Genomic DNA, 25,479 nt, shown 5'->3' on the forward strand with positions numbered 1-25,479 from the left:
CATGAAAACTCAAATAAACAAATATTTTTTAATAGCTGCTTTTGCCGGAACTCAGGTTTTTGGTCAACAGAAAATAGAGCCTTATGTAGATGAAAGAGTAGAGCTTATGAGTACTTTATTCCGACTTATAGAAGCCAAAGAATATTCTGACAGAAATAATGAGCTATATGTTCAGGATATGGAAAAATATTTTGCTCCGGTGAAAATAGATCCGTTTTTGTCAACTCTAAAAAATATAAGAAACGAAAACGGTATAGGCTACGATGCTGTAATGTCTATGGCAGTGCATCTGAAGATAAAAGATCAAAAAATTAGTCTGGTAAAGGAAAGAAGTAATACTGTAGAGAAAAGATGGAAAACGGTAGATCTTCCCGTATTTTTGAAAGGATTGAACAGTTTTTACAAAAACAGTAAATATCATCAGTTTTTCCAATCTCATCAGGCCGATTATAAACAGGCAGCTAAAGCATATTCGGATTCAGTTTTAACGAGGTTTCAGCAGGACTGGTATGTGAAATTTTATGGTAAAGAGCCCAACGAGGATTACAAAATAGTATTAGGCTATGGAAACGGTGGCGGAAATTATGGACCCAGGGTATCACCTGAAAAGGGAAAAGATATCGTATATGCTATTGTAAGCGGGGGTAAGTTTACTGGAAGAACTGTAAGCTTTTCCAGTAATTACGCACCTACTTTAATTCATGAATTCAATCATTCCTTTGTAAACTATATTTTAGAGACTAAAGATTATAAAAATCAGTTGCAGGATGCAGGAGAGAAAATTCTAAAAGAATTTAAAAAGCCAATGGCAGATCAGGCTTACAGTTCATGGGAAACTATCATTAATGAATCTATTGTAAGGGCAGCTGTTCTGGTTTATATGAAGGAGAATAATTTTTCTCAGATTGAAATTGACAATGAAATGAAAGAGCAGATTTCCAGAAGTTTTATATGGACACCAGATTTAGTAAAGCTTTTAGAGGAATATCAGGCTAGCAGAAAACAATATCCTGATTTGGAAGCTTTCTATCCGCGTATTGTTTCTTTTTTTCAGAATACAGCAAAAGATATGGACAAGGTTCTGAGTGATTTTACGGCAAAAAGACCTAAAGTAAAATCATTAAGTCCCGATATTAATGGAAAAAGTGATGTAGATACCTCAATAAAAGAGTTTGTTGTAGAATTTAACCAACCACTTTCAGGCAGAGGATTATCTATACATTGGGGAGAATTAGGACGGGATGCTGTGCCCATTAGTGCAAGATCAGTTTATATTAATAATAACAAAGGACTAAAAATTCCGGTAGATTTAAAACCCAATAAAGAATATGAGTTTATTCTGGTGGGGGGGAATTTTGAATCTGTAGAAGGATATCCATTGCAGGACTACACCATAAAATTTAAAACTAAATAAAAATAATAATATGAAAAAGATTCTTTTACCTTTAGTGATCGCAGGCAGTATCGTGACATCCTGTGTTATTGTAAAAGCGAGTGATGATGGCTATACCAGTAGAAACTCTTCACTCATAGGACAGAGTATCGAAAGTGGTGTATCAGAAACAAAAACTTTTAATGTACAGAACTTCAGTGGTGTAAAAACATCACAAGCTATAAAAGTTGAAATCGTAAAGTCGGATATTGAAAAAGCGGTGGTTACCAGTAATTATATGGAATATGTACGTGTAGAAAACAGAGGGGGCGTACTAGCTGTTTTTTATGAGATTCCAAGAGGACATAATGGACTTAGAAATGCCAATACAACAGTTATTGTCTATGCGAAAAATCTTAGTGATCTTAAAGCGAGCAGCGCTGGTAAAATTGTAGTAAAAGATCAGTTCAGTACTTCTACACTTAATGTGGACGTTTCCAGTGCCGGAAAAATACAATACGAGAATATTAAAGCAGGCCGCCTGAATCTGGGACTTAGTAGTGCTGCTACTTTTACAGGAAGTGCAGATGTCCAGTCTGTGAATGCAGATATTTCGAGTGCTTCTACGGTCAATATCAATGGTAAAGCAAATGAGGTAAAAATTGATGCTTCAAGCTCTGCAGACTTTAACGGATCGGATCTTAGAGGTGGTACTGTAAAGGCACAAGCTTCATCCGCGGGTAAAATAAAAATAGGAGTAATAGATGAGCTTACAGCCACTGCATCTTCGGGAGCAAAAATTTACTATAAAAGTCCATCCGGTATAAGACTCAATGCAAGTAAAAGCTCCGGAGGAAAAGTGGAAACATTATAATCAATACCAATCTCAGATCTTAAATTGAAAACACATAACTAATAATCTTAAATATTAATCTTATTATGATAACAATAGAAAAATTATCCAAAGTATACCGAACAGAAGACGTACAGACTACGGCACTTAATCAGGTAGATCTCAATATTAAAAAAGGAGAATTTCTGGCTATTATGGGACCTTCAGGGTGTGGCAAATCTACTTTACTTAATATTCTGGGTTTACTGGATTTTTCTACTTCAGGATCTTACAGGTTCAATGATTTGGAAACAACAAGTTTATCTGAAAGAAAAAAATCAGATGTTAGAAAGCAAAATATAGGATTCATCTTTCAGAACTTTAATTTGATTGATGAACTAACGGTTTATGAAAATATTGAATTGCCATTGATCTATAATGGAGTTTCTTCTTCTGAAAGAAAGAAGAGAGTAGAAGAGATTATGGAGAAAATAAACATCAGACACCGTGCAAAACATTATCCGCAGCAACTTTCCGGAGGGCAGCAGCAAAGAGTAGCTGTAGCAAGAGCTCTGGTTACCAGACCCAAACTGATCCTTGCAGATGAGCCAACAGGAAATCTGGATAGTACCAACGGAAACGAGGTAATGAATCTTTTAGCTGAGCTTCACCGCGAGGGATCAACTATTGTAATGGTGACTCACTCGTCTTACGATGCAAGCTTCTCTTCCCGTATTGTCAATATGAAAGACGGCGAAATCTTTAATGAAGAGCATACGACAAAAAGAACAGATGTTTTCGATAAAGCACAGCCAGGAGATTATGCTGTAACCGGAGAATAGTATTAAGTACGAAAATTGAAGTTAGAAATTAGAGGGTAGAAGTTAGATAATTCACTATTTACTATTCATCAGATTCATTCATTGAACCATTCACCAAATTACCTATCAACTAATAAATCATAAGACCATGCTCCGTAACTGGCTGAAAATAGCTTTTACCCATTATAAAAAGAACTGGCTTTCCACAGTCATTAATTTTTTTGGTTTGGCCATAGGACTTACCAGCTTTATGCTTATTCTGATGCATTGGGAAGATGAAGAATCTTTTGAAAACTGGAATCCTAAAAAAGAGAATATTTATTTTTTTCAGGGTTATTATAAAAAGGATAATGTTTATGGTAATAATACTTCATACCTGGTCGCTAAGCGCGCCAAAGACATCATACCAGAAATTGAAGATTATGTATTGATAAATGGTTCCGGATATGCTGGAATAGCAACTTCAGATAATAAATCTGTGTACATTGAAGGAGGGATGTCTGTATCACCATCTTTTTTTAAACTATTTCCTTTCAAAATTTTATCTGGAAATGGGAAAAATGCTTTACTTGAAACGAATTCTATAGCAATATCAAATACCGTTAGCCAAAAACTTTTTGGAACTACAAATGCCATCGGAAAAACTTTAACTTATGAGAATAATCAACTTGTAGTAACAGCAGTTTATGAGTTGCCAAAAGGAAATACAGAAATTAATCCTGAATTTATATTTCTTTCAAAACAGTATGCAAATGCTGTAAAGGATCCGGGAGACGGGTGGGGAAATAATAGTTATGGATGTTTCTTCCTGTTCAAAGACAATGCATCCACTGAAGCTGTACGTCAGAAGGTAGTAAAAGATATTTTTGAATATCGAGCGAAAATGTTTGGTGATAAAGGTATGAGTGCTGAAAAGTATTTGGAACTCTATGGGCCTAATAATGTAGAATTTACCCGATTGGATAAAATGAAATTGCATGCCAAAGCTTCCTGGTTTGGTGGTGGGGACTATAAGCTTATTCTTATTTTATTTAGTTTATCTGTATTGTTACTGCTGATGTCAGCCATTAATTTCATTAATCTGAAAACCGCTCAGGCTTCACAACGGGCTAAAGAAATAGGCGTAAGAAAAGCCCTGGGAAGTAGCAAATCACAGCTGATTGGGCAATTTTTACTCGAAACCTTTATAATCACGTTTGCTGCTTATTTATTTTCATTAGCCCTTACAGAAGCTGCATTGCCATTTTTTGGTAAGTTTTTAAATAAAGAAATTCATTTTCAAAATGACTTTTATTTATACTCAATGGTTATTGTTATTGCGATTTCGTTAGTATCAGGGAGCATTCCGGCTTTATATCTGTCTAACTTCAAAGCCATAGATACACTGAAAGGAAATTTTGCACGCAGCAAAAATGGTATTTGGCTCAGAAATTCAATTTTAGGACTTCAATTGGTTATTTCTTCATTCTTTATTATCGGCAGCTTTATTATCAATAATCAGGTTACCTACATGATGAATAAAGATCTGGGCTTCGATGGGAATCAGTTATATACAATCAATTTTAATCAGGATTCTAAAAAGCCATGGATGAAATATGAGCTTCTAAAATCCGAACTGAAAAAAATAGAAGGGGTCAAAAGTGTGACTTTTGGTGAAGCTTTACCAGGATATAATGGCCGTAATACTTCCAACGTAGACTGGCATAATGAATCGGTTGAGGCGCAGCATGGTTCTTTGGATTTTGGATTTTTAGAAGCTATGAAAGTAAAATTGCTTGCAGGTAGATTTCTTTCTCCAAAGTTATCATCGGATACTATTAATTCAGCTATTGTCAATGAAGCTTTTGTACGAAAATTTGGATGGAAAAATAATGAAGTTTTTAATCATCAGGTTGCACCGGGATTCGATACTATAAAATATAATATTGTAGGAATAGTTAAAGACTTTAATGTGTTTAATCCAAGAGCTGAAATAGAGCCTATGATATTTTTTCATTACAGAGAAACCGATTGGAAGCGTTATGACCTTAACAGAGTTATTTTAGGATTCGATCCAAATAATATGTTATCCACTCAGCAAAGAGTAAAATCCTATTGGGAGAAAAATATAGAGCCCGGTTATCCTTTTAACGGTGATTTCATCAATAAAAAATTTGCTAAAACCTTTGTGAAATACCAGAAACAGCAGACTCTTTTTAATATCTTAAATACAATGGTTTTAATAATAGCGCTACTGGGGCTTTTCGCTTTATCATCTTTAATGATTGAACAAAAACTGAAGGATGTCGCTATTAAAAAAGCATTGGGAGCATCAGATAGCACACTGATAAAAGATCTGACTAAGAAATTCCTTTGGATAACTCTAATAGCTGTTTTAGTTAGTATTCCGATCAGCTACTACTTCATGAATGAATGGCTGAAAGACTTTGCTTATCGTATAGAGATGCCTTGGTGGCCATATATTCTGAGCTTGGTAATTCTGTTGTTACTGACATTTCTGGTGGTGAGTATAAAAGCATACCGCGCTACCAAAGTAGAGCTGGTAAAATACCTGAAATACGAATAATGCTAAGTACGAAATACGAAGTTAGAAGTTAGAATTACAAATTTAGAAATTAGAGGTTAGAGAGTTAACCATTTACAATTAATCTATTAACCATTAGGTAATTATGTTAAAGAACTGGCTGAAAATAGCATTTACACAATACAAAAAGAACTGGCTTTCTACAGTAATCAATCTGTTTGGGTTAACGATTGGGCTTACTGGCTTTATGCTCATCCTGATGCACTGGCAGGATGAAGAATCATATGAAGTATGGAATCCCGGTAAAGAAAATATCTATTTTCTGGAAAACGGGATGGGGAAAAATTTTGGTATCTGGAGTTCTTCTACTCAGGCAGAAATGCGTTATGGAAAGGAAAAAGTAAGCGGTATTCAGGACTATCTTCTAATAAATCCTTTTCAAAATAATGAGCGTGTTAGTTTCGGTTCTAAGGTTTCCAATCCTGTAAAATATACAACATCAGACAGTTTTTTCAGATTTTTTCCTTTTAAAAAGCTTGCCGGTTCCTATAAAGATATTTTTAAAAATACTCATGTTGCTGCTATTTCTGCAGAAACAGCTCAACAGCTATTTGGTAATAATTATCAGGATGCTGTAGGTAAAACAATCGTATCCGACCAGAATAAATATGTTATTGCTGCCGTATATGAACTCCCAAAAGGAAATTCGGTCATTAAGCCAGGACTACTTGTAAGAGATGGGTTTCTGAACGGAAATGAAGAAAATTGGGGAGATTATAATTATGCAGGCTTTTTTATGATAAAGCCCAATGCGGATATCACAAAGGTAAATACAGATCTTAATAAAATGCTTTACGACTACAAGGTTGCCAAGGATATGAAGATCATGAATAAAACAGTTCAGGAATATGAAGCTGCAATTGGTGGTAAAGCAGAGCTCTTTATCACAAGGCTGGACAGAATGAAACTCGAGGCCAAGGGTGGAGGTTTGGAAAAAGCAGATAAAAAGAATATTTATATACTGTTGGGACTTTCAGTTATCATTGTATTATTATCTGCTATTAATTTTATTAATCTAAAGACAGCACAAGCCTCGCAGCGTGCGAAAGAAGTAGGTGTACGTCGTGTAATGGGTGGAACAACCTGGCAGTTAACAGGTCAGTTTTTATTGGAGACATTACTTATATGCATGACTGCTTATTTGTTGGCAACAGCTTTTGCAGAAATACTATTGCCGGCTTATAATAAATTTCTGGGTAAAGAGATCAAGTTATCTAATGCTAATGTCTTTATCTATTCACTTGTAATGTTGCTTATTACTAGTATAGTTTCAGGACTTATTCCGGCTGTTTATCTGGCGAATTTCAAACCGATTAATACGCTTAAAGGTAATTTTTCCAGAAGTAAACATGGTATATGGCTTAGAAACGGTATCCTGACAATACAGCTTGTGATTTCGTCATTCTTTATTATATCAATATTAATTATCAATGCTCAGGTTAATCATATGCTGAATAAAAATCTGGGGTTCAATGGTGATCAGGTCATTAATATTGATTTTCTGAAACAAGTTGACAAACCCTATCAAAAATATGAATTGCTCAGACAGCAGCTTCCAAAAATAAAAGGTGTAGAAGGTGTTACTTACACCAAGCAACGTATGGGAATGGGGAGTGCCGGAAATTCAAATGTTAACTATATGAACAAAAGTATTATGGCTAACCATGGATCTGTAGACCTTAACTTTTTTAAATTTTTTGAAATAAAAATTGTAGAAGGCCGGGACTTCGATCCAAAATTATCTTCAGACACATTATCCTCTACAATTGTGAATCAGGCTTTTATCAAAGAAATGGGCTGGACTCCCAAAGAGGCTATAGGAAAAGAAGTACGTCCGGGATTTGATAGTATAAGATATAAAATTGTAGGTGTAGCACAGGATTACAATCAGGAAAGTGTTGCCAATAAGGTAGCGTCTGTTATTTATTTCAACTATGGACGTAACTGGAATAAAAGTAATATCAATAATATTATGGTAAAGCTTTCCGGTGATAATATACCGGAAACCATAAGTAACATCCAGGATTACTGGCAGAAAGAAATAGAACCGGGGTATCCGTTTCAGTATCAGTTTCTTAATAAACAATTTGCTAAAACATATGATAGTTACAAAAAACAGAGATTACTATTCAGTATTCTCAATGCTATGGTGCTTGTTGTAGCACTGTTAGGATTGTTTGCTTTATCTTCTTTAATGATTGATCAGAAGCTGAAAGATGTAGCCATCAAAAAAACATTGGGAGCATCGGATAGTATACTGATAAAAGATCTGACAAAAAGATTTCTTTTGATTGCTACACTGGCAGTATTCTTAAGTATTCCATTGAGTTATTACTTTATGAATGAATGGCTGAAAGACTTTGCCTACCGGATTGAGATGCCGTGGTGGCCATATGTTATGAGTCTGGTAATCCTACTGTTGCTAACCTTCTTTGTTGTGAGTATTAAAGCATACCGTGCGACCAAAGTAGATTTGGTGAAGTATCTTAAATACGAATGATAGTAAGTACGAGGTTAGAAGTTAGAATTACGAATTTAGAAATTAGAGGTTGGAAAATTAATCATTCATAATTGACCATTACGAAATACGAAGTTAGAAAATTAACCATTAATAATTAACCATTGATACAGAACTGGCTAAAAATAGCATTTACGAACTACAAAAGAAACTGGGTTTCAACACTAATTAATCTTTTAGGATTAACTGTTGGGTTTACTGTTTTCATTTTGATATTTCTAAACTGGCAGGACGAGAAAAGTTATGAAAGCTGGGTGCCGGGTAAGGAGAATATCTATTTGGTAGAAAATAATAATGCCATTTTTGGATATATGGCAGTATCAAGCTATCCAGAGTTATATGTTTCCAAAGAAAAGTTCAGTGAGATAGAAGATTATACTATAGCCGGTATTTGGAAAGGGAAATATAAACTAATTTATAAAGACAAATCTGCTTATGCTGAGGAGGCTAGCGCTATAGATTCCTATTTCGAATTCTTTCCTCATGAAGCAATAGCAGGAAGCTTTAAAAATGCTATTAGCGATGAAAATAAAATAGCTCTTTCCGAAAAAACAGCGAAGATGCTTTTCGGTACAGAATATAAAAACTGTATAGGTAAGGTAATAAAAAAAGATAGTGATAATAAATCGTATGTTGTAACGGCTGTATATAAGTATACGGATAATAATAGTGTATTTAAATCCGATTATATTATTAAGACGCCGGGACTTGATAATGCTAATGGTTGGAGTAATTATAGCTATATAGGTTTTTTTAAAGTAAAACCTGAAACTGATATCAAAAATCTGGAAAAAAAGCTTACAGATCAGATGGCTGTAGAGGAGAAAAAGAATTCTGAGAAATGGCGTGAAAAGTATGATGAAAAAGATAAAACACTCGTTTCTCTTGTTCCTTTAAATACCATGAAATTGGATGCAAAGAGTGAAGGAATTGAAAAAGGAGATAAAAAATCTATTCTAATCTTATTAAGCCTGTCAGCTCTTATTCTTACACTATCCGGAATTAATCTGATTAATCTGAAAACAGCTCAGGCTTCTCAACGAGCAAAAGAAGTAGGAGTAAGAAAAGCCATAGGAGATTCCAGATTCGGAGTTATTCTTCAGTTTTTATTCGAGAATGCAATAGTCTGTATTGTAGCCTATTTATTGTCTTTTGTTGTAATAGAATTTTTACTTCCCTCTTACAATAAATTTTTAGGAAAAGAAATAAGTATGGATAATACCAATGTTATAGTCTATTCAGCGCTTTTATTGCTTCTGTTTATATTTTTATCCGGTATTATACCAGCTCTTTATTTATCGAACTTCCAACCTATTAATACACTAAAGGGAAATTTCTCCAGAAGTAAGCATGGTGTATGGCTAAGAAACTCTATCCTTACACTGCAGTTGATTATTTCTTCATTCTTTATTGTCTGTTCTTTTATAATTCATAGCCAGGTTCAGTATATGTTAAATAAGGATCTGGGATTCAAGGGAGATCAGGTTGTTCAGATAGATTTTAAAAAAACCAATTACAGAGACGATTATAATTATAAAAAATACCTGAGACTAAAGGCGGAAATATCTAAAATATCCGGAGTTCAGGAGATTACAGGATCTGTTCTTTCATTAGGTAATGGTGTAAGAAATTCATCATCTGTGAAAAATGTTCTGGACACTACCAAGAATATTAATAATGTAGGAAATGGTGGGATAGATTATAATTATTTTCAGTTTTACAAAATAAAATTTGCAAGCGGAAGAAATATTGATATTCATAAAACTTCAGATACGATTTCCGGAGCGGTAGCCAACGAAACATTTGTGAAAATGATGGGATGGAACAATCAACAGGCCTTAGGAAAAGAAGTATATCCAGGCTGGGATGGCAAGAAAAAATATAAAATTCTCGGTGTTGTTAAAGACTTCTATGTAACAGGTGTAGACAAGCCTATAGATCCAATATTATTCTATAACTACGACAGAACCTATATTAAAAATAGCCTGACAGGTTTGCAAATCAAACTTTCAGGTAATGACATTAACGGGACTATAAAACGTATTGAAGAATTCTGGAATACAAAAGCAGAACCCGGATATCCATTCGAGTATACATTTGTAGACAAATCTTTTGCAAGAACATTTACTAAATATGAAAAACAAAAAATTCTTTTTTCTATTTTAAATTCTGTGGTTTTGGTTGTCGCATTATCAGGACTCTTTGCCTTATCCAGCCTGATGATTGATCAGAAATTAAAAGAAGTGGCTATCAAAAAAACAATGGGAGCTTCGGATAGCATATTGATAAGAGATCTTACGAAGAGATACTTATGGCTGACAGCATTAGCAGTACTAATTAGTATACCAATTAGTTATTACTTTATGAATGAATGGCTGAAAGACTTTGCTTATCGGATTGAGATGCCCTGGTGGCCGTATGTTCTGAGTTTTGTAATCCTACTGTTGCTAACCTTCTTTGTTGTGAGTATTAAAGCATACCGTGCGACCAAAGTAGATTTGGTGAAGTATCTGAAATACGAATGATAGTAAGTACGAAGTTAGAAGTTAGAATTACGAATTTAGAATTTAGAGGTTAGAAAATTAACGACTTATAATTAATCATTAACCATTAGGTAATTATGTTTAAAAACTGGATTAAAATAGCATTTAGCAATTATAAAAAGAACTGGCTTACTACCCTTATCAACCTTTTGGGGCTGTCTGTGGGGCTAACTGTATTCCTGTTGGTATTCCTGAATTGGCAGGACGAAAAATCCTATGAAAAATGGGTGCCTGAAGGAGATAATGTGTATTATGTCGAAAGAGTTTTTGATCACAAAGATTTTAATGCTGTATGCAGCTATCCTTTTCTGGAAGTGCCATCAAAAACATTCCCGGAGATTCAGAATTTTTCAGTGATTAATTATTGGGCAAACAATAAATCCCGACTTTTAACGGACGGTCATTCCAGTTATAATAGCTCTGCTGAAGTATCAGAAGGTTTCTTCAAGGTTCTTCCTTTTCCTCTCGTAGCGGGTAGCTATAATAATCTTTTTGTGGATGAAAATTCAATAGCATTATCCGAAGATGTTGCAAAACAGCTTTTCGGGGATAGCTACAAAGAGAGTATTGGAAAGACCGTTACAAAAGATGAAAGCGGTAAAAAAGCTGTTGTACAGGCTATTTACAAACTTCCTGCAGAAGAAGAGAATACTATTTTCAGACCCGGCTTCGTCGTAAGAAATTCTAATATAGATTCTAATAAAAATGTATGGAGTAATAACAGCTTCTTTGGTTTTTTCCGTGTAAAGCCAGGTACAAATATTTCGGAACTGGAGAAAAAACTATCTGCAATACAGACAAGACAGCAAAATATTGAGCTTAAACAGTCAGGCTGGCCAGAAATGAAAAGTCCAATAGAAATACGCCTGGTAAACATAAAAAAAATGAGGCTGGATGCTAAAAGTGGTGGGCTTGAAGGTACAGACAAAAAATCAATCTTGATTTTGCTGTCCTTATCAGGGCTTATTATGATACTTTCTGCTATTAATTTTATCAATCTCAATACAGCTCAGGCATCACAAAGAGCAAAAGAAGTAGGCATTCGAAAATCATTTGGGAGTTCCAAAGGACAATTGGTTATACAATTCTTACTGGAGACCTTTATAATTTATATCACTGCATTCTTTATATCACTGATTCTTCTGGAGCTTTTATTACCTCTTTACGGTAAATTTCTCAACAAGATAATAAAGATAGGTGATCCTGTTGTTTATCTGTATACAGTATTAATTGTCTCTGTATTTGCATTTATTTCCGGAATTGTTCCTGCAATATATCTTTCCGGTTTCAAGCCAATTCAAACACTTAAAGGGAACTTTTCCAGAAGTAAACATGGTATATGGTTACGTAATTCTATTTTGACCTTGCAAATTATTATTTCTTCATTTTTTATTATATCCTCTTTCGTTGTCTATAAGCAGGTTGATCATATGATGCAGAAAGATTTAGGCTTTCATGGTGAACAGGTTTACCAGCTTAATTTTAATAAAATATCTTGGGAAAATAATTATAATATGAAGAAGTACCAGTTGTATAGTGAGAAGATAAAACACTTTCCTGGTGTCATAGATGTTACAGGGTCTTCTCAGACTTTAGGAAACGGTGTTAACAGTACAACAGGCATTAAGTATAAAAGAGATTCTACAAAGTCCGTGGATGTTGGTGTAGGTGCTATAGATCTGAACTTTACAAAGTTTTATAAAATTAAATTCCTTTCGGGAAGAGATTTTAATCCAAAATTAACTACAGATACAACAAAGGCAATTGTAGTAAATGAAGCCTTTGTCCAAAAAATAGGATGGAATAATCAGGAAGCCATTGGTAAAGAAATGACAAGTAATACGGATAGTAAAGCCCGAAACATGGTCATAATCGGGGTTGTAAAGGATATGAATTTTGCTGATGTACAGTATAAAATTGACCCGATAATGTTTTTTAATTACGATAGGTACTGGACCAGAAATAATCTAATCAGTTTACAAATCAAATTATCCGGTGAAAATATCAATGAAAATCTGACCAGAATCAAAAAATATTGGGAAACAGAAGTAGAACCGGGATATCCGTTCCGAGGAGAATTTGTCAATAAACAGTTTGCCAGAACCTTTGAGAAGTATGAAAAACAGCGCACTTTGTTTTCGATTCTGAATGCTATCGTTCTGTTAGTAGCTCTTTTAGGACTGTTTGCACTATCCAGCTTAATGATAGAACAAAAGCTGAAGGATGTTGCCATTAAGAAAACATTAGGTGCATCAGACAGTATACTGATAAAGGATCTGACTAAGAAATTCCTTTGGATAACACTGATAGCTGTTTTAATTAGTATTCCGGTTAGTTACTACTTTATGAATGAATGGTTGAAAGGTTTTGCTTATCGTATAGAAATGCCGTGGTGGCCATATATTTTAAGCTTGGCAATCCTTTTATTGCTGACAATTCTTGTGGTAAGTATCAAAGCCTACAGGGCAACCAAAGTAGAACTGATAAAATATTTGAAATACGAATAATGCTAAGTACGAAATTAGAATTACGAAGTTAGAAGTTTGAATTACTAAAATTTACCATTGACAATTAATCATTAACAATTAGCTAATTATGTTACGCAACTGGATAAAAATAGCATTTACAAATTATAAAAAAAATTGGCTGACAAGCCTTATTAATCTTTTAGGTTTATCTGTCGGGTTGGTGATATTTTTGTTAGTATTTCTAAATTGGCAGGATGAGAAATCTTATGAGAAATGGGTTCCGAATGGGGAAAATGTATATTTAATAGAATTACAAAACGGTAAGGATAGCTATGTTTCTCAGGTCAATTATCCACTTTTGTATACTTCTCCTAAGACATTTCCGGAAATAGAGACATATACAGTAGTCAATATGTGGATGGATGTTAAAAACAAACTAACCACAGAAGGACATTCTGTTTATACTACTCCCATTTTTGCAACCGAAAATTTCTTTAAAGTACTACAGTTTCCCAAACTAGCTGGGAGCTATGAAAATATTCTTTTAGACAATACATCTATAGCTCTTTCCGAAGATACTGCCAAGGCTTTATTTGGTAAAGATTACCTTCATAGTATCGGGAAAACAGTGGTGCTGGATAATGAAGGCAGCAAATATGTTGTACATGCAATTTATAAGAACCCCGAAGAATCCGAAAATACAATATTCCGGGGCGGGTTTGTAGTCCGTGATGCTTTTGTTAACGACAGCAAAGAGAGCTGGACCAACTATAGTTACTATGGTTTCTTTAAAGTAAAGCCTAATACGGATTTAGCTAAACTGGAAGAAAAGCTCTCCAAATGGGATGATGATCATGAAAGAATTGAGAATCGAAAAAATGGATGGGGAGATAACGGAGATCATATCAAAGCTCATTTGACTAATATCAGAAATATGAAGCTCGATGCTAAAGGATGGGGAGTGATGAAGGGCGATAAAAAATCTATTATTATTCTGATGTCATTATCAGGCCTTATTTTAGTTCTTTCCGGAATTAATTTCATTAATCTCAATACAGCGCAAGCTTCACAACGTGCTAAAGAAGTAGGTGTAAGAAAGGCTTTGGGAAGTTCTAAAAGAAAAATAATAGTTCAGTTTTTGTTAGAAACCCTTATCATGTATGCCACAGCATTTGTGATCTCTATGGTTGTACTGGAATTGCTTTTACCAATCTACGGAAAGTATTTGGGGAAAGAGATAAAAATACAGGGATTTCAGGTCTATTTATATGCAGTTTTTATTGTCCTCATTTTCACCCTTGTTTCCGGAATTATTCCAGCGCTTTATCTTTCAGGATTTAAGCCTATTCAGACGCTGAAAGGAAATTTTGCAGGCAGTAAGCATGGTATATGGTTACGAAATCTTATTTTGTCATTACAGCTTATTATTTCATCATTTTTTATTATTTCATCATTGATTATTTATAAACAGGTAAACTATATGATGGATAAAGATTTAGGTTTTAATGGGGATCAGGTATTTGAGATCAGCTTTAAAAAGACAAATTTTAAAGATGGCAACTATAATCAGAGAAAATATGAATTGTACAGAGACCAGATAAAGCATTTTCCCGGAGTATTGGATATTACCGGTTCATCACAAAGTATTGGTAATGGTCTTAGGAATTTTGCAGGTGCAAAAGATAAAAGGGACTCTACAAAAACCACATCTGCCGGAATCGGAGCTATAGATTTTAATTATTTCAGTTTTTATAAACTAAGATTGGTTGCAGGCAGAGATATTAATCCCAAATTGGCTACAGATACAGTGAATGGACTCGTAGTTAATGAAGCTTTTGTAAAAAGTATGGGCTGGAAACCTGCAGAAGCTATTGGTAAAGAAATATCAAGCGGACTATCTGAAAAGAGTAATAATTTGTTGATTATAGGAGTGGTGAAGGATTTCCATTATGGTGGAGTAAAAAATGAAATTTCTCCGGTCATGTTCTTTAATTACCAAAGGTACTGGACTAAAAACCAAATGAATAATCTGCAGATTAAACTTTCAGGGGACAATATCTCTCAAAATATTCAACGTATCAAAAAATATTGGGAAACTCAGGTAGAGCCAGGCTATCCTTTTGAAGGTAATTTTGTCAATAAAAATTTCGCCAAGACTTTTGACAAATATAAAAAGCAACGCCTATTATTCTCTATTCTAAATTCTGTTGTTTTGGTTGTTGCCCTTTTAGGACTATTTGCATTGTCCAGTCTGATTATAGAACAAAAACTCAAAGATGTAGCGATTAAAAAGACATTGGGAGCATCAGACGGAGTACTGATAAAAGATCTGACAAAGAAATTTCTTTGGATCACAGCAATAGCGGTATTAATAAGTATACCGATAAGTTATTATTTTATGAACGAATGGCTGAAAGATTTTGCCTACCGCATTGAAATGCCATGGTGGCCTTATATTGTGAGTTTAGCTATTCTTTTGCTGCTAACTTTTCTTGTCGTAAGTATTAAAGCTTACAGAGCAACAAAAGTAGAACTGGTAAAATACCTGAAATACGAATGATACGGATTATGAAGTACGAATTACGAAGTTAGAGGTTCGAAATTAGAAAGTTAACCATTGACAATTAATCATTAACAATTAGCGGATTATGTTACACAACTGGATTAAAATAGCATTTAGCAATTATTATAAAAATTGGCTGACAACAATTATTAACCTTTTAGGATTATCTATCGGGTTAACAATTTTCTTGCTGGTATTTCTGAATTGGCAGGATGAGAAATCCTATGAGAAATGGGTGCCGAATAAAGAGAATATTTATTTTGTGGAACTACAGACCAGTAAAAATAATTATGCCTCCAATGTCAATTATCCATTGTTACATACAGCACCGAAAATGTTTTCAGAGATAGAGAATTATTCCGTAGTTGCTAATATAGGAGAAGAGGATAAAACTAAACTGATAGCTGATGGGCGCTCTGTCTATACTACCCCAATTGCCGCCAGTGAAGACTTTTTTAAAGTAATACAGCTTCCTAAAGTAGCAGGTAGTTATGATAACATTTTAGTAGACAGACATTCCGCAGCACTTTCTGAAGATACGGCCAAGGCTTTATTTGGTAAAGATTATCTGAACAGTATCGGCAAAGTTGTGGTGGCAGATAACGATGGAAGTAAATATGTGGTGCAAGCAATTTACAAGAATCCTGCTGATGCTGAAAATACAATATTCAGAAGTGGTTTTATAGTTAGACAATCCAATATTGATAATAATGAGAATTGGACCAATTATAGTTTTTATGGCTTTTTCAAAGTGAAACCCAATACAGATATCACTAAGCTTGAAGAAAAATTGTCCAAATGGGATGACGATAACGAAAGAGCAGACAGAAGTAAATACGGTTGGGCAGATGACAGAGATCCTATTAAAGTTCATCTGACTAATGTCCGTGATATGAAACTTAAAGCCAAAGGTTCGGGAATTATGAAAGGTGATCAGAAATCTATTATAATTCTGATGACTTTAGCGGGGCTTATTTTAGTTCTTTCCGGTATTAATTTTATCAATCTCAATACAGCGCAGGCTTCCCAAAGAGCCAAGGAGGTAGGAGTGCGAAAAGCCTTGGGAAGCTCGAAAGGAAAATTAGTAATGCAATTTTTATTGGAGGCTTTTATTGTTTATATCACTGCATTTATTATTTCTCTGGTTTTATTAGAATTGTTATTGCCTGTATACGGCAGGTTTCTGAAGAAAGAAATCAGGGTGGAAGGGATTCATGTATATCTTTATACTTTCCTCATTATAATCACCTTTGCTTTCTTCTCCGGAATAATTCCGGCATTGTATCTTTCCAATTTTAAGCCTATTCAAACGCTTAAAGGAAACTTTGCCCGAAGCAGGCATGGAATCTGGCTGCGCAATGCGATCTTATCATTACAACTGATTATTTCCTCTTTTTTTATTATTTCTTCATTGATTATATACACTCAGGTAAATTATATGATGAATAAAGACTTAGGCTTTAGTGGAGATCAGGTTTTTCAGATAAATTTTAAAAAAACCAATTTTATAGATGAAAATTACAATCAGAGGAAATACGAACGCTACAGAGATAAAATAAAGCACTTCCCCGGAGTAATAGACATTACAGGATCATCACATACGATGGGTGGTGGTATTACCAGCTCATCGGGTGCTAAATATAAAAGAGACTCTACAAAATCAACATCTGCGGGAATTGGGGCCATTGACTTTAATTATTTTAAATTTTATAAAATAAAGTTTATTGTAGGTCGCGAGATGAATCCTAAGATGACGACAGATACCGCACGCGGATTAATTGTAAATGAGTCTTTTGTGAAGAAGATGAACTGGAGCCCATCAGAGGCTATAGGTAAAGAAATTTCCAGTGGATTGGATGATAAGAGCAACAATATGCTTATTATAGGTGTTGTAAAGAACTTTCATTACGGAAGTGTACAATATGATGTTTTCCCAATGATGTTCTTTAATTATCAAAGGTACTGGACTAAGAACCAAATGAACAATCTACAGATAAAACTTTCCCCAGAGAATATCACAGAAAATACAGAGCGCATAAAAAAATACTGGGAAACAGAAGTAGAACCAGGATATCCATTCGAAGGAAATTTTGTGAACAAGAATTTTGCCCGGACTTTTGACAAATTTAAAAAACAACGATTGTTATTTTCGATTCTCAATTCTGTAGTATTATCTGTAGCACTTCTGGGATTATTTGCATTATCCAGTTTGATGATAGAGCAAAAATTGAAAGATGTAGCTATTAAAAAGACATTGGGAGCATCTGATGTTATATTGATAAGAGACCTGACCCGAAAATTTCTTTGGATTACTACAGTGGCGGTGTTTATCAGTATTCCGTTTAGTTATTATTTTATGAACGAATGGCTGAAAGAATTTGTGTACCGTATCGACATGCCTTGGTGGCCCTATATTTTAAGCTTAGTAATCCTCTTACTGCTGACATTCCTGGTGACAAGTATCAAAGCCTACAGAGCTACCAAAGTAGAACTGGTAAAGTACCTGAAATACGAATGAAACTAAATCAGAAGTTAGAAATTAGAAGTTAGAAGTTAGAAGTTAGAAGTTAGAAAATTCACTATTCACCCATTGACCTATTGATTATTAATAAACCGATCATCATGTTTAAAAAACTTATTTTCCTTAGTATATCAGCCTTTATGTTTTCTCAGCAGACCGAAGAATGGGACCTGCAAAAAACAGTAGATTATGCTATAAGTAAGCACCCTACAGTGCAGCAAAGCATTCTGAAGGTAGACCAGCGTAAACAGGAAATAACAGCATCCAAAGGAATGCTGCTGCCTTCCGTTTCAGCTAATACCAGCCAGAATTATAGCTTTGGTTCAACTATTAATCCCGGAACCAACCAAAGAGAAGCCCTGAATGTAGGAACGACACAATTCTCGGCAACAGCTAATTGGGAATTATTCAACTGGAGAAATTTCATGAATATTTCACTAAGCAAAATGAATAAAGAAAGTTCCGATTACCGCCTGAAAGCAGTGCAAAATGATATTGCACTCAATGTTATACAATTGTTCTTTCAGTATCAGAATGACAAGGCATGGTTCGGAGTATTGAAAACTCAGCTGGATGGAGTAGAAGAACAAATTAAAAGAACAGAAAAAGAAGTGGAAATAGGGAACAGACCTAAAAGTGATATCTATGATATAAAAGCCAACATGGGAACCTTGCAGGAACAATGGGTATCAGCTAAAAATCAGAAAGAAATTTCCAAAAACAATCTGCTCAATGCATTAGCCATTACTTCGGACAATGTAGATTTCGTTCAGAATACAACGGATACATCTTCTGTTCTGGCCTTTTCAGACGAAAACTTTGTAAAAGAAATGCTGGAAAAGAATCCGGCATATCTGGCTGCTGCAAAAGAAATCCAGGTTTCTGCCGAGAAGATCAGAGTAGAGAGAAGCGGTTACCTACCAACATTGAACGGGCAGTATTCGTGGTCTACTTTTTATAGTAAAGTACTGGGAGGCAATCAGCCTACAACAGCATTTTCAGATCAATTTAACCAAAACAAAAATCAACAGGTGTACTTTAATCTAAGTATTCCTGTTTTCAACAAGCTGCAGGTAAAATCCAATGTAGAAATTGCAAAGCTTAATAAAATTAATGCCGATCTGGAAAAAGAAAAAACAGTCAGTAATCTGGTTGCAGCATTAAAGTCCATTAAGATTCAGTACCAGAACTCAGAAGAGAAATATAGACTTTTGCAGCAAAATTTTGAAAACCAAAAACTTTCTTTTGACAAATCAGAAGAAAAATACAAAGAAGGACTAATGGACGCTTATACCTTTTTCGTAGTTCGTAATAACTGGCTTCAGGCTAATTATAACCTGATTAAAAGCCGTTATGATGTAATGTTGCAGGAAGAATTATGGAAAATTTATAATAAATAATTCTCCGTATTAACAGATTATTTGTGCATTTTGTCATGTCTCACTACATTTGTATTCATTAAATAGAATTGAAAATTAAGAACTATGATCATACAACCACGTGTTAGAGGGTTTATCTGCCTTACAGCACACCCTGAAGGAGCTTTACAGAATGTAAAAAGTCAGATTGATTATGTAAAATCTAAAGGTGAGATTAAAAACGGGCCTAAGAAAGTATTGGTAATTGGTGCTTCTACAGGTTTCGGTTTATCTTCCAGAATTTCTGCAGCTTTTGGTTCTGGTGCAGCTACTGTAGGTGTTTTCTTCGAAAAAGCGCCATCAGAAGGTAAACTGGCTACAGCCGGATGGTATAACTCTGCAGCTTTCGAAAAAGAAGCCGCTGCAGCAGGATTATATGCTAAAAGTATTAATGGTGATGCTTTCTCCGATGAGATAAAACAACAGACAATTGAGCTTATTAAAAAAGATTTAGGTCAGGTTGATCTTGTAATATACAGTTTGGCATCCCCAAGACGTACGCATCCTAAAACTGGAGTGGCTTATGCTTCAGTATTAAAGCCAATCGGAGAAGCTTTTACTAACAAAACAGTAGATTTCCACACAGGTGTTGTTTCAGATATCAGCATCCAACCGGTAGATAAAGATGAAGATATTCAGAATACTATCGCTGTAATGGGTGGTGAAGACTGGAAATTCTGGATCGAAGATCTTAAGAATGCCGGTGTTCTGGCTGATGGAGTTAAGACTGTTGCTTATTCTTATATTGGCCCTGAATTAACTTTCCCTATCTACAGAAACGGAACTATTGGACAGGCTAAAAATGATCTTGAAGGTTCTGTAACAGCAATCAATGATATGCTGAAAGACCTTAACGGTATTTCTTATGTATCTGTTAATAAGGCTTTGGTTACACAATCCAGTTCAGCAATTCCTGTAGTGCCACTTTATATTTCTCTACTTTACAAAGTAATGAAAGAAAAAGGTATTCATGAAGGTACAATAGAGCAAATGCAGAGACTTTTTGCTGACAGATTGTATACAGAGAACGGAGAAGTTTTGCTAGATGATAAAGGAAGAATCCGTATCGATGACTGGGAAATGCGTGAAGACGTACAAAAAGAAGTTGCAGCTCTTTGGGAAACTATTTCTACAGAAAACCTAGGAGAAATCAGTGATATCGAAGGTTATCGTAAAGAATTTTTCCAGTTATTTGGATTTGATGTTCCGGGTATTGATTATGAAAAAGATACCAATGAAGTGGTAAACATCCCAAGTATAGAAGGGTAATAATTAAAAAATGATATATAAAGCGGTTCCATTGGGACCGCTTTTTTTATTGGCTGAAATTTATCATTAAATATTATTTTTATTAATTCTAAATAAAAGTGTAATATTGTAAAATCATATAAATGAACAAAGAGTTCAGTATGAAGATTAAAATTTGATAGGAACAAAATTAAATCTGTATGAAAAAAGCAATATTAATGGCATCCGTAGTGCTTGCCCTGTATTCTTGTAAGAAAGAAACCGATAAGCTTAGCAGTGGAGCAACTGAACAGACCTCGGAAAATCCGAAATCTGCAAATAAGATAGTAAGCTTAAGTGGCGGAATTACTGAGATCGTAAGTGCATTAGGATATGAAAGTGAAATTGTGGGAGCTGATGTTACCAGTACATATCCTGAAACACTAAAAGCAACAGCTAAAGATTTGGGACACGTAAGAAGTATGACGATTGAGCCTATCATGGCACTTAATCCAAATTTAATTCTGGCTTCAGATAAAGACTTGAATCCTGAATTATTAAGTAAAATAAAATCTTCAGGGATTAAAGCAGATATTTTTCAGCAGGAATTTTCTGTAGACGGAACAAAAAAACTAATAGAACAGATTGCCAAAGCTGTTGGTAATACAGATTATCAGAAACTGAATGATAAGATCGATGCCGATATGAAGCAGGTACAATCTTTAGCAAAAAAGCCTAAGGTATTATTTATCTATGCAAGAGGAAATAACTTGATGGTAGCCGGAAAAAATACTCCAATGGAAAAGATTATTACATTGGCTGGCGGTGAAAATGCAATTAATGAATTTGACGATTTTAAACCCCTTACTCCTGAAGCCGTTGTAAAAGCCAATCCGGATATTTTATTCTTATTCAAAAGCGGATTAGCCGGAGCAGGAGGAAATGAGGCCGTATTAAAAATGCCTGGAGTTGCACAAACTAACGCCGGGAAGAACAAGAAGATTATCTCTATGGACGGCGGTTTAGCATCGAGCTTTGGCCCAAGACTAGGGCAAGCAGTAGTAGAACTAAACAAACTACTAATTGAAAACACAAAATAAATTATATTTTTATCTTATTTCGGGTGGGCTTTTACTCGTTGCACTTGTAGTAATTGCCCTCTATGTTGGGGTATATGATTTTGGAGGACATTCTCCGTTTGCAGTATTATATAAAGTAATAACTCAGGACAAAAGCCTTTCACTCAGTGATAAATATATTATTTGGGATGTAAGATTTTCCCGGATCATAATGGCTATATTAATAGGAAGTATGTTGGCAGTATCGGGAACCTCATTACAGGGACTATTCAAAAATCCCCTGGCAACAGGAGATCTGATAGGACTTACATCCGGAGCTACGCTTATGGCAGCAATCGCTATAATCCTGGGTGGTAGTTTCAGGGCTTACCTGCCGGAAGCAGTACAATTCTCACTGGTTGGTTTATCGGCATTTGTCGGTGCCTTATTTTCTATGCTTTTGGTATACAAAATATCTACAAGCGGCGGGAAAACCAATATTGTGATGATGCTTCTTACAGGTGTGGCTATTACAGCAATAGGTTTCTCTATTACCGGTTTCCTTATTTATATATCGAAGGATGACCAGCTTAGAGACCTTACTTTCTGGAATTTGGGAAGTCTGGCAGCAGCTACCTGGACCAAGAACCTTGTTTTGTTAGCCGTTTTGCTTATTTCTTACTTTATATTAATGCCAAAAGGAAAAGCACTGAATGCAATGATGTTAGGGGAAAAAGATGCACAGCATTTGGGAGTCAATGTAGAGAAATTAAAAAAACAGATTGTAGTAATTACAGCACTTATGGTTGGTACCTGTGTTGCTTTCTCAGGAGCTATCGGATTTGTAGGGCTAATTGTCCCTTATATACTCAGATTACTTTTTAGATCTAATTACTACTTTATATTGCCTTTGTCAGCGATCTTCGGAGCTGTACTGTTATTGGTAGCTGATACTTTCAGCAGAAGCATAGTAGCACCTTCGGAACTGCCAATTGGAATACTGACCGCATTAATGGGTGGACCAATTTTTATTGCAATTTTAATGAAACATAAAAAGTCTTTATAATGATAAAAGCACATCGTATAAATTACCTGCACAAGAAATTTCATATTCTGGACGGCGTAGATGTGTCTGTAGAATATGGAGAGTTTTTAGCAATTGTAGGACCTAACGGAGCAGGAAAGTCGAGTTTGTTGAGTGTTTTGGCAAACGAGATCAAGCAAGATAAAAAACAACAGATTTTATTTAAAAACAAACAGATTACAGACTGGAGAATACACGAATTATCGAAGCACAAAGCCAAGTTTTCACAGCATAACAGCACAGATATTCCTCTGAAGGTAAAAGACGTTGTGATGATGGGGCGCTATCCATACTTTGATGGACAGCCCAGAAAAGAAGACTGGGATGCTATGAGTAAGATGTTGTTGGAAACCGATATTGTTCATCTTAAAGACAGAGATTATAACACTTTATCCGGAGGCGAAAAACAAAGAGTACACCTTTCACGGGTAATGGCTCAGCTTGAAAATGATGTTGCTCATAAACTTCTGTTTCTGGATGAACCACTGAATAATCTGGATATAAAATACCAGTACCGTGCATTGGAGAGTATGAAAAGCTTTACGCGGAAGACCAATTCCGTAATAGTAGTCTTACATGACCTGAACCTGGCGGCACAGTTTGCTGATAAAATTCTGTTAATGAAAAACGGCAGGGTAGCTGCATATGGAAATCCCGATGAGGTATTTACAAAGGAAAGAATAAGCGATACTTATAACTTCCCGTGTACAATATGTAAAAATCCGGTAAACGAAACACCAATGATAATTTTTGGATAACTATGAATACAGAAGATCTGAAATTACTGGCAAAAAATCTGGCCAATCCGCAGGGCGATAAGGGAATAGAAATCGCTGAGATGATGGACACAACCAATATTTCCATGACAATGGAAAGTATTGCAGCTCTGGAACTTGACGATTCCGACAGAATATTGGAAGTAGGACATGGCAATGCCGGACACCTGGAACAATTACTAAAATTGGCAGATGATCTTAATTATACGGGACTGGATATTTCCGAAACAATGAGAGATCAGGCATTTAGAAAAAATATAAAATTCGAAAATCAGTCACAATTCTTTGTTTACGACGGGCAGAACATACCCTTTGTTGAGCAGAGTTTTGATAAAATTTTCACAGTAAATACCTTGTACTTCTGGAAAGAACCGGAAGCTTTCTTAGAAGAAATTTACAGAGTACTGAGAAACAATGGAACTTTTGTTCTCACCTTCGGGCAAAAAGATTTTATGGAGGGACTTGCCTTTACGCAATATGGCTTCCAGCTGTATAATAATGAAGATGCAGAAGCATTAATCCGTAAAAGCAGATTTGTACAAATTAAACTAACGCAAAAAGAAGAATGGATACCTGGTAAAACCGGGGAAGGTCCTGTTAAAAGAAACTATACAATATTAACCTTAAAAAAATAATATAATGAATACAATAGCCGGAGATTTAAAAGAAAAGTGGACTAATCTGAAAGCAGAGACTCCACATCTTAGAATCAGAAATGCAGCAGAACAATTAGGGGTTAGCGAAGCCGATTTACTGGTAACCTGTATAGGTGAAGGTGTTACGGTCTTGAATCCTGATTTTTCAGGAATTTTAACCGATACTGAACAGCTTGGTAAAGTAATGGCTTTAACCAGAAACAACGAATGTGTACATGAAAGAAAAGGAACTTATCTGAATGGCGATTTCAGTAGCCCACATGCACAATTATTTGTTGGAGAAGATATTGATCTTAGAATATTCCTGAATTCGTGGAAGCATGCTTTTGCGGTTGTAGAAGGAGATAAGAAAAGTTTACAGTTCTTTGGAAAAGACGGACTGGCACTTCACAAAATATATTTAACGAAAGACAGTAATGCACATGCTTTCGATACCATTACAGATAAATACAAAGCTGATATTCAGACTCAGGAATTTGTATTTGAGGCACTAGCACCTAAGGCTGCCGAGAAACCAGATGCTGAGATCGATGTAGAGGCTTTTCGTAAAGAGTGGTCGGAGCTGAAAGATACTCATGACTTCTTTGCTATGACAAGAAAGTATGGTGTAACAAGAACACAGGCATTACGTCTGGCATCGGATGAATTTGTAACAAAAATTGATCCTGCTAAAGTGGTAGCCTTACTTGAGACTGCATCTGAAAGAAAACTTCCGATAATGATTTTTGTTGGAAATCGTGGAATTATCCAGATCCATACCGGAGAAGTAAACAAAGTATTGTGGTACAATAGCTGGATCAATGTAATGGATCCTGATTTCAATCTTCACCTGGATACAGAAAAAATTGCGGAAGCATGGATCGTGAAAAAGCCTACAGAAGACGGGCTGGTTCATGCTGTTGAGGTCTTCAATAAAGATGGAGAGTTCATTGTACAGTTTTTCGGAAAGAGAAAACCGGGAATTCCTGAATTACAGGAATGGAAAGACCTTGTTACGGAACTGGAAAAATAAAATAACTAAGCTAAATTTAAATGTTG

The 25,479-nt window shown here is 35.1% G+C and carries 16 protein-coding genes; all 16 read left to right on the forward strand.

The window, feature by feature from the left end; all coding sequences use genetic code 11:
- The first annotated feature begins 1 nt into the window (after position 1).
- The 16 genes from BAZ10_RS05845 (at position 2) to BAZ10_RS05920 (ending at position 25,453) form a co-directional block, all read left to right on the forward strand.
- A complete protein-coding gene (locus tag BAZ10_RS05845; RefSeq protein WP_078771267.1) occupies positions 2-1,414 on the forward strand; it encodes a DUF4932 domain-containing protein in 1,413 nt (470 codons plus the stop codon).
- Positions 1,415-1,424: 10 nt separating this feature from the next.
- Complete coding sequence (locus tag BAZ10_RS05850; RefSeq protein WP_078771268.1) at positions 1,425-2,246, forward strand: head GIN domain-containing protein; 822 nt, start codon at positions 1,425-1,427, stop codon at positions 2,244-2,246.
- Positions 2,247-2,311: 65 nt separating this feature from the next.
- Positions 2,312-3,046, forward strand: coding sequence for an ABC transporter ATP-binding protein (locus BAZ10_RS05855; protein WP_078771269.1), 735 nt, complete (start codon positions 2,312-2,314; stop codon positions 3,044-3,046).
- Between the two features lie 127 nt (positions 3,047-3,173).
- On the forward strand, positions 3,174-5,591 hold the full coding sequence (locus BAZ10_RS05860) for an ABC transporter permease (protein ID WP_078771270.1): 2,418 nt from the start codon (positions 3,174-3,176) through the stop codon (positions 5,589-5,591).
- A gap of 103 nt (positions 5,592-5,694) precedes the next feature.
- The gene (locus BAZ10_RS05865; protein WP_078771271.1) at positions 5,695-8,109 is read left to right on the forward strand and encodes an ABC transporter permease; all 2,415 of its coding nucleotides are present in this window, start codon (positions 5,695-5,697) and stop codon (positions 8,107-8,109) included.
- Between the two features lie 122 nt (positions 8,110-8,231).
- Entirely contained in the window at positions 8,232-10,652 is a 2,421-nt protein-coding gene (locus BAZ10_RS05870; RefSeq protein WP_078771272.1) for an ABC transporter permease, read from the forward strand.
- Between the two features lie 95 nt (positions 10,653-10,747).
- Complete coding sequence (locus BAZ10_RS05875) at positions 10,748-13,177, forward strand: ABC transporter permease (protein ID WP_078771273.1); 2,430 nt, start codon at positions 10,748-10,750, stop codon at positions 13,175-13,177.
- An 88-nt stretch (positions 13,178-13,265) separates the two neighbouring features.
- Entirely contained in the window at positions 13,266-15,698 is a 2,433-nt protein-coding gene (locus BAZ10_RS05880; RefSeq protein ID WP_078771274.1) for an ABC transporter permease, read from the forward strand.
- Positions 15,699-15,786: 88 nt separating this feature from the next.
- Entirely contained in the window at positions 15,787-18,219 is a 2,433-nt protein-coding gene (locus BAZ10_RS05885; protein ID WP_078771275.1) for an FtsX-like permease family protein, read from the forward strand.
- Positions 18,220-18,323: 104 nt separating this feature from the next.
- On the forward strand, positions 18,324-19,622 hold the full coding sequence (locus BAZ10_RS05890; protein WP_078771276.1) for a TolC family protein: 1,299 nt from the start codon (positions 18,324-18,326) through the stop codon (positions 19,620-19,622).
- A gap of 84 nt (positions 19,623-19,706) precedes the next feature.
- Entirely contained in the window at positions 19,707-20,909 is a 1,203-nt protein-coding gene (gene fabV, locus BAZ10_RS05895; protein WP_078402472.1) for an enoyl-ACP reductase FabV, read from the forward strand.
- Positions 20,910-21,088: 179 nt separating this feature from the next.
- Positions 21,089-21,967: a heme/hemin ABC transporter substrate-binding protein gene (locus tag BAZ10_RS05900; protein WP_078771277.1), complete on the forward strand. Its 879-nt coding sequence runs from the start codon at positions 21,089-21,091 to the stop codon at positions 21,965-21,967.
- A complete protein-coding gene (locus BAZ10_RS05905) occupies positions 21,951-22,991 on the forward strand; it encodes a FecCD family ABC transporter permease (RefSeq protein ID WP_078771278.1) in 1,041 nt (346 codons plus the stop codon). Before BAZ10_RS05900 ends, BAZ10_RS05905 begins: the two co-directional genes overlap by 17 nt.
- Positions 22,991-23,767, forward strand: coding sequence for a heme ABC transporter ATP-binding protein (locus tag BAZ10_RS05910; protein ID WP_078771279.1), 777 nt, complete (start codon positions 22,991-22,993; stop codon positions 23,765-23,767). The genes BAZ10_RS05905 and BAZ10_RS05910 overlap by 1 nt, the downstream gene beginning before the upstream one ends.
- A gap of 2 nt (positions 23,768-23,769) precedes the next feature.
- Positions 23,770-24,420 carry a class I SAM-dependent methyltransferase gene (locus BAZ10_RS05915; RefSeq protein WP_078771280.1) on the forward strand — a complete coding sequence of 217 codons (651 nt, stop codon included), beginning with the start codon at positions 23,770-23,772 and terminating at the stop codon, positions 24,418-24,420.
- 4 nt (positions 24,421-24,424) lie between these two features.
- The gene (locus BAZ10_RS05920; protein WP_078771281.1) at positions 24,425-25,453 is read left to right on the forward strand and encodes a hemin-degrading factor; all 1,029 of its coding nucleotides are present in this window, start codon (positions 24,425-24,427) and stop codon (positions 25,451-25,453) included.
- Positions 25,454-25,479: the final 26 nt, after the last annotated feature.

The sequence above is a fragment of the Elizabethkingia occulta genome (assembly GCF_002023715.1).
Taxonomy (GTDB): Bacteria; Bacteroidota; Bacteroidia; order Flavobacteriales; family Weeksellaceae; genus Elizabethkingia; species Elizabethkingia occulta.